Source organism: uncultured Dialister sp. (assembly GCF_937959425.1).
In the GTDB taxonomy this organism is placed as follows: domain Bacteria; phylum Bacillota; class Negativicutes; order Veillonellales; family Dialisteraceae; genus Dialister.
In genome coordinates this window covers 1-7,001 of sequence record NZ_CALGPS010000178.1, presented here as the reverse complement: position 1 = coordinate 7,001, position 7,001 = coordinate 1, and the positions used below count along the sequence as shown (strand labels likewise).

General features: G+C 50.9%; 4 protein-coding genes. 2 read left to right on the top strand and 2 right to left on the bottom strand.

What is annotated here, in order from left to right; genetic code table 11:
• Positions 1-1,009 (bottom strand): hypothetical protein (locus Q0482_RS07230; protein ID WP_299145072.1); only part of this gene is annotated, 1,009 nt, incomplete at its 3' end.
• 613 nt (positions 1,010-1,622) lie between these two features.
• On the opposite strand from Q0482_RS07230, the gene Q0482_RS07225 reads away from it, so the two are divergent.
• Together Q0482_RS07225 and Q0482_RS07220 are read left to right on the top strand one after the other, a co-directional pair.
• On the top strand, positions 1,623-2,969 hold the full coding sequence (locus tag Q0482_RS07225; protein WP_299145070.1) for an ATP-binding protein: 1,347 nt from the start codon (positions 1,623-1,625) through the stop codon (positions 2,967-2,969).
• Between the two features lie 596 nt (positions 2,970-3,565).
• Positions 3,566-4,861 (top strand): ATP-binding protein, encoded by a 1,296-nt coding sequence (locus Q0482_RS07220; RefSeq protein WP_299145069.1) that lies wholly within the window; start codon positions 3,566-3,568, stop codon positions 4,859-4,861.
• A 650-nt stretch (positions 4,862-5,511) separates the two neighbouring features.
• Here the strand turns inward: Q0482_RS07220 and Q0482_RS07215 are convergent.
• Complete coding sequence (locus tag Q0482_RS07215; RefSeq protein ID WP_299145074.1) at positions 5,512-6,396, bottom strand: 4-(cytidine 5'-diphospho)-2-C-methyl-D-erythritol kinase; 885 nt, start codon at positions 6,394-6,396, stop codon at positions 5,512-5,514.
• Positions 6,397-7,001 lie beyond the last annotated feature (605 nt).

Below are 7,001 nucleotides of genomic sequence, written 5' to 3'. Positions count from 1 at the left end.
TTTCAAGAGGAAGACTCGTACCCTTTGATACATCTTCCACGGAGAGGCCCATAGAAAGCAGGCGGGCGGCAGTCTCATTCAGGCCTTCCAGGCGGCCTTCAGCACGGCCTTCAGCACGGCCCTCAGCACGGCCCTCCAGCCGGCCTTCTGCGCGGCCCTGGGCCAGGCCTCTGTTCAGGGCTTCTTCTGAAATATTTAAGCTCAAGTTGCACATGGTATTCATCTCCTCTTCCATTTCCGGTGTCATTTCAATGTGATATTCTTTCTGCAAAATGTTTCTTTTCGAGTCAAAGGTTTGCTGGCTTTCGGTGAAAAGAACCTGCAGCAGGTGAATCAGCCTGTCTTTGTCTGCCTTTTCTCCTAAGCTGATAAGAACGATGTTGACCAGGTCATAGTTCTCAGGCGATTCTTCGTAACGGTGGAGCAGGTGCTTTTCTTCCAGGCGGTAGCGGTTGATATAGCTGTCTTCGCTGGGCGAATCCATGCAGATCCAAATGGAATATATCTTTTTGATACTATTATAATCCTTGCCTTCGAATTCCCGCTCTTTCTGTGAAGAAATAAGACGGCAGGCATAGAAGACGGCCCGTTTCATCAAATGATATGTCAGTGTTGATTCTTTCTGGGTACGCTGGGCCTCTACGTTGATAATGAGGGTCATGGTTTCCCTTGCGCCTGGTGCACGGGCATGGAAGAGGATGTCGTAAGTAATATACCCCTCTTTCGGTGCCCCGTCCTCATTGCGGTCGCCTGAGATTTTGGAGGGCACGGCATTCGTAAGGCCCGGGTTTACAGGTACACTTCCCACAAGCGGTGTTCCTTCAATATATTTGTTTGCAATGTCATCGATGCTGGCATCCTGGAATTCGGGAACCACCTTTTTTACGATTTCAGCGAGTAGTTTCCGGCTGGCCAAAAGGTGCTTGGCGTGCTGGTCATACTTTGCGTTATCCGAACCGTATAGGGAATCCATCATATTTTCTGTTATGATAAATCTTTGCTCAGTCATGGATTCGCCTCCTTTCTTTCTCTATCCATATTGTAAGGGAATAAAAAGGTGGATGCAAGGAAAGAGTGATTTTGGGAGGAATCATTAGCTTGTAAGATAATCAGGCAGTCAGACTGGTGGGAATGCACTTTTTCTCACATACGGCGGACTGCATATGAGCGGGGAGATTTCTCCACTCTGTGGAGGTCCTGCATAGGACCTCCAAGTCAGCCGAAGTTGGCCCGCGTAGAACGATGGTGATATTCATTAGCTTACTTACTATCGTACACCCTTTGCCTTTTCGAGGCGTTCACCCATAGGGAAGCGTGTCACTGGATTCTCAGTCGCCATACGGCTCCCTATGAATCCAGTTCCCTTGCCACCTCAAGGGGAAACGAGAAATTCAGAAGGGCTTTCCTATTGTCGGCTGACCGGCTGCGGTCGAAATGACGGGGGTGCCAGACATCAGATAATCAGACTATCAGACTTCAGACTGGAATGGTGGGAACTCCCTCATGAAATGTGAAATTCCTAACAAAACTCCCTCATGAAATGTGAAAAATGGTTGAAAACTCCCTCATGAAATCGTATGATGATAGAAGAGGACAGTGTTTATTGAGAGGAGGGACCTGGTATGTATCTCAGGAGGAAGGTGGATGATTTTCTGGCGGCATGGAAGAGCCGGCCCCATAAGCCGCTTGTGATTTCAGGGGCCAGGCAGGTGGGAAAGACGGAGTCCATACTCCGGTTTGCCCGCAAAAATTATAAGAATTATATTTATATCAATTTTGTGGAAGAACCGGTATATAAAATGATACCATTGGATGATCTTCGGCCGGAAGCGATTATACGCAGTATTTCCCGTGTGAATCCGTCGCTGCAGTTCATCTCTGGAGAGACGGTTATCATTTTTGATGAGGTGCAGGATTTTCCGCAGATTGCAGCATCCCTCAAGTTTTTTAAGATAGATGGCCGGTATGATGTGATTCTGAGTGGTTCCATGCTGGGGGTTCATTATCACAGTATCGAAAGTGTCAGTGTGGGATATAAAGAAGATTATGAAATGGTTTCTCTTGACTTCGAGGAATTCCTTTGGGCCAGGGGATATGATGGGGATTTCATTGATTCCATGCTGGAACATATGAAGGAAATGAAGCCCTTTTCCCCGTTGGATATGAAGCTGCTGCAGAATCTTTTTCTTGACTACTGTACTTTAGGCGGTATGCCTGAAATCGTACGGACCTATATAGAGCAGGGGACATTTGAGGGTACGCTGGATTTGCAGCACCAGCTTCTTTTGGATTATGAAGGGGACATCCGGAAGTATTTGAGCGGGCTGGAACAGACAAAGGTGCTTTCTGTTTTCCGGCAGGTTCCCATACAGTTGGCAAAGGAAAATAAAAAGTTCCAGATTACCGGGATTTCTAAAAATGCAAGGATCAAAAATTATATGGACGCCATTGAGTGGCTCAAGGATGCTGGGCTGATTAGTCTGTGTTATTGTCTGCATACCCCTTCTCTGCCGCTTAAAGGAAACTATGAGGGAAATAAGTTTAAAATTTATTTCAGGGATACCGGTATGCTGGTAGCATCGCTGGATGACGAATCACAGCTGGATTTCCGTGCCAATAGAAATATGGGCGTATACAAAGGTGCACTGTATGAAAATGCGGCGGCAGAGGCCCTTTCTAAAAGCGGTTATTCTTTATATTATTACAAGAAAAATGATTCTACCCTGGAGGAAGATTTCTTCATCCGCACAAAGGATGAATTACTGCCGGTAGAGGTGAAGGCGGTCAATGGCAGGGCAAAGTCTTTGCGGACTTTGATTCAAAGCAGCGCTTATCCGGATATCCGACATGGAATCAAACTTATTGGCGGAAATGTGGGGTACGCAGATGGTATATATACATTCCCCTTCTTTTGCGCCTTTCTCCTGAGACGGCTGGTTATGGGAGGGGATTTGAGGAAAGAGGACTGAGGAAAGAGATTTGAGGTTTGAGGGGGAACAGTGAAATTCTGCTATCCGCTGTCGGCTGTCCGCTTTCCGATGAAAGAGTGAAGCGGACAGTCAGACGTCAGATTTCAGACTGGCTGGGGATGGCTTTTCCTCATATGCGGCGGGGATGCGTAGAGCAGGGAGATTTCAGGGGTGCGCTTCGCTGCGGTTGAAATGACGGGGTGCCGCTTTTATTGTGCTACTACGCAGTGGTGGCAAGGGAACTGGAGTCACACCAGCGAACATAATTTGCAGGAGCAAAGCGACGCACAAATTATCGTGAGTCGGTGATAGCCATGCTATAGGGAGCCCTTGGGCGACCGAGAATCCAGTGACACGCTTCCCAACGGGGCAAAGGTGGGACGCAGTACCAAAGGGGGAGAAAAGAGATTTGAGGGAGAGTCGGTTAGACAATCAGACTGATAGGGAATCCTATTTTATAAAAGTGCGGCATGCCGCACTTTTGTAAAATAGGATTTTTTGTTATATTGCAATGCCTGCAATTTCTGTATAAAATGAAGGCAGGTATCATTTTATTGTTTTGCGGCATGCCGCACTTTTGTAAAATGGAGGGCGTCATGGAGATTGAGAGGCCTTTTTATCTGAAACGGCTGCTTCGGCTGAAGGATAATGGACGGATTAAGATTATTACGGGTATGCGCCGGGCGGGGAAGTCGTACCTTCTGTTTACGCTTTTCCGAAGGGAGCTTCTACGGAAGGGGGTGCCGGAGGATTGTGTGATTTCCATTTCCCTGGATGAGCTGGCCAATGCCCGGGAGAGGAATCCGCTGGAGCTGGATCGGTGGATCCGGAGCCGGCTGAAGGATGATGGGCGGCGGTATTATATCTTTATTGATGAAATCCAGTTTGTGGAGAGTATCCCTAATCCCTATCTGCCTTCATCGGAGATTACTTTTGTGGATGTGGTGATGGGGCTGATGAAGCTGCCTTACGTGGATATTTATATTACGGGGAGCAATTCCCGCATGCTGTCTTCGGAGGTGCTGACCCAGTTCCGGGACCGGGGAGACGAGGTACGGGTATATCCTTTGTCCTATGAGGAGTTCCTGTCCGTATGGCAGGGGGATATCCGCTTTGCGTTTAATGAGTACTGTACCTATGGCGGCATGCCGGTGGTACAGTCGCTTTCGTCTCACGAGGAGAAGAGCCGGTATCTGAATGATCTTTTCCGGAGGACTTATATCCGGGATGTGGTGGAAAGAAATCGTATCGCCAAGGATGAGGATGTGCTGGAGGAGCTGCTGGATATTCTGTCTTCTTCCACCGGTTCTTTGACGAATCCGGCCAAGCTGTCCCGGGCCTTTGCATCTATGGAGCATATCCAAATATCGGGGCCCACGATTTCCCGGTATATCGATTATTTCATGGATGCTTTCCTTCTGGAGAAGGCGCAGCGGTATGATGTGAAAGGAAAGCGGTACATGGCGTCTCCCTACAAGTATTATTTCACCGATGTGGGGCTCAGAAACGCGCGGCTCCATTTTCGTCAGCAGGAGCCTACCCATATTATGGAAAATGTGATTTTTACGGATCTGCGCCGCCGGGGGCTGGATGTGGATGTAGGCATGGTGGAGTATAATTACCGGGATGAGGCGGGGCATAAGCTGCGCAAAAATTTCGAGGTGGATTTTGTGGTGAACAGGGGCAGCAGCCGTTGGTATATCCAGTCTGCTTTCCGTATGGATACAGAGGAGAAGAGGAAACAGGAAACGGAATCGCTGCGCCGCATCGATGATTCGTTCCGCAAAATAGTGGTCCTGCGGGATGCGGTCATTCCCTGGCAGGATGAGCAGGGGATTCTGTATGTGGGGGTGGAGCAGTTCCTTACGGATCCCACGCTGCTGGGGAGGTAAGAGATTTGAGGAAGCGGTCGGATGGTGAAATTCTGCTATCCGCTGTCTGCTTTCCGATGAAAGGGGAAATCAGACTATCAGACGATCAGAGGTCAGACTGGCATAGTGCCCGGAAGCGTATCTTCCACTTACGGCAAGTGACGTAGAGGCGGGAGATTTTGGGGGCTTCGCTCAAAATGACGGGGCGCCGTTTTTATTGTGCCACCACGCAGTGGGGGAAAGGTGGTACGCAGTACCAAAGGGGGAGAAAAGAAAGATTTGAGGAAAGAGAATTGAGGTTTGAGGGATCGGTCAGATGGTGGAATTCTGCTATCCGCTGTCTGCTGTCCGCTTTCCGATGAAAGAGGAGATCAGACTATCAGACTGTCAGACTGGAATGGTGGAAACTCCCTCATGAAATGTGAAATTCCGAATAAAATTCCCTCATGAAATGTGAAAAATGGCCAGAAGTTCCCTCATGAAAGCGACTATTTGTCAAAGGCAGATGGAAATGAAGATATCCTATTCCCAAAACTTTGAAAAACAGGAAGTTTTGGGAATAGGGACGGTGGGAGAATGGGCTTTATGAAAAAGCCCATTTTACAAAAGTGCGGCATGCCGCACTTTTGTAAAATGGGGAGTGTTCCGGAAATTGATTTGTGGTGAAGTATTTATGGCGCCACGGTTTCTGCTGTTTCTACAAACCAGAGGGGATGGGCTGTCTTGAGGGTTTCGCGGAGGGATTTGCCCTCTTTTTTGTTTTCCGGAAGGAGGAAGAAGGCGGAGCCGGAGCCGGTCATGAGGGCGGGGCGGGAGAGGGCCCGGAGGGTGCGGGCGGTGTCATGGAGGATGGGATGGGTGGGAAAGAGGGCGCTTTCGAAGTCGTTGGACAGGGAGGAGAAGAGGAGGCTCTTGTCTCTTGTTTCCAGGGCCTTTACACAGAGGACGGTGGTGTTTTCCGGCCGGCTGTCTCTGGCATCGATGGCGGCGTAGGCTTTGGCGGTGGAGACGGAGGTCTGGGGGCGGACGATGAGGAGGGGGAGGCCCGGCCATGAGGGAAGGGGAGTGAGTTTTTCTCCGATGCCCTCACAGCGGGCGGCGCCGGTAAGGACGCAGAAGGGGATGTCGGCGCCCAGAGCGGCGCCCAGGGCGGCGAGCGTTTCCAGGGTGTCCCCTGTTTCATAGAGGGCCGAAAGTCCCCGGAGGACGGCGGCAGCGTCGGAGGAGCCGCCGCCCATGCCTGCTTCGGAGGGGATTTCCTTGGCGAGGGTCATGGAGACGCCGCCAGTGATATGGCGGGCAGCAAGGAAATGCTCCGCCGCCTTCACCATGAGGTTGTCCCGGCCCGTCGGGGCACTGCCCTTCAGGATGGAAAGGCTGACGGTGTCCGCCTTTTTGAGGGTGATGGTGTCATGGAGGGAGATGGAGTGCATGACGGAGTCAATGTCATGGTATCCGTCCGGCCGCCTGTCTCCTACGGACAGGGTGAGATTGATTTTTGCATAGGCTGTTTCCTGTATCATTTCATGCTCCTTGTGGAAATGGGTTTTCTTTATTATAGCCTATAGGGGGATCATTGTCCGCTTTCCGCTATCTGCTGGCTGTGAGCGGATGGACTGTATTCCCGAAAGCAGGGAGGTTCAGACGGTGAGATGGCAGACATCAGACGTCAGACATCAGACGTCAGACATCTGACTTCCCGCCGCCTCGCCGGTCATCCTGAGCGCAGCGAAGGATCTCGGTACGTGCCGATAGTGAGGTAAAGGCAGGTAAATACCGGTCGGCGGGAAGGAAATCCCGTAATGTAAGCCTCCTTCCGCTGGAAGGAGCTGCCCGGCAGGGCTGAGGATAGGTCTTTGTGGAGCCAAGGCGGCATATATTATCATTGCCGCGCAGCGGCAATCCACAACCCGCTGAACCCTTTGAATCCTCACGCCCCCGGGCGTGTCCATGAACCTTTTCCCTTTTGCGGGCCCTACGGGCCCGCCCCCCTTTGGTGCTAACGCACCACCTTCCCCCCGCAAGCGGTGGGACAATAAGTGAGGGGGGAGAGAGAACCCTCTGAACCCTTGATCGGGATCGGGGGAGCTGGCTTTCTCCCTCCATAAACTTGCCCACCCCCGCATGCGGGGGTGGGGGGACCACGAAGTGGTGGAAGGGG

Coding starts and splice junctions, on each gene's coding strand:
- Q0482_RS07225 (WP_299145070.1), top strand. CDS start 1,623: ATGTATCTCAGGAGGAAGGTGGATGATTTTCTGGCGGCATGGAAGAGC.
- Q0482_RS07220 (WP_299145069.1), top strand. CDS start 3,566: ATGGAGATTGAGAGGCCTTTTTATCTGAAACGGCTGCTTCGGCTGAAG.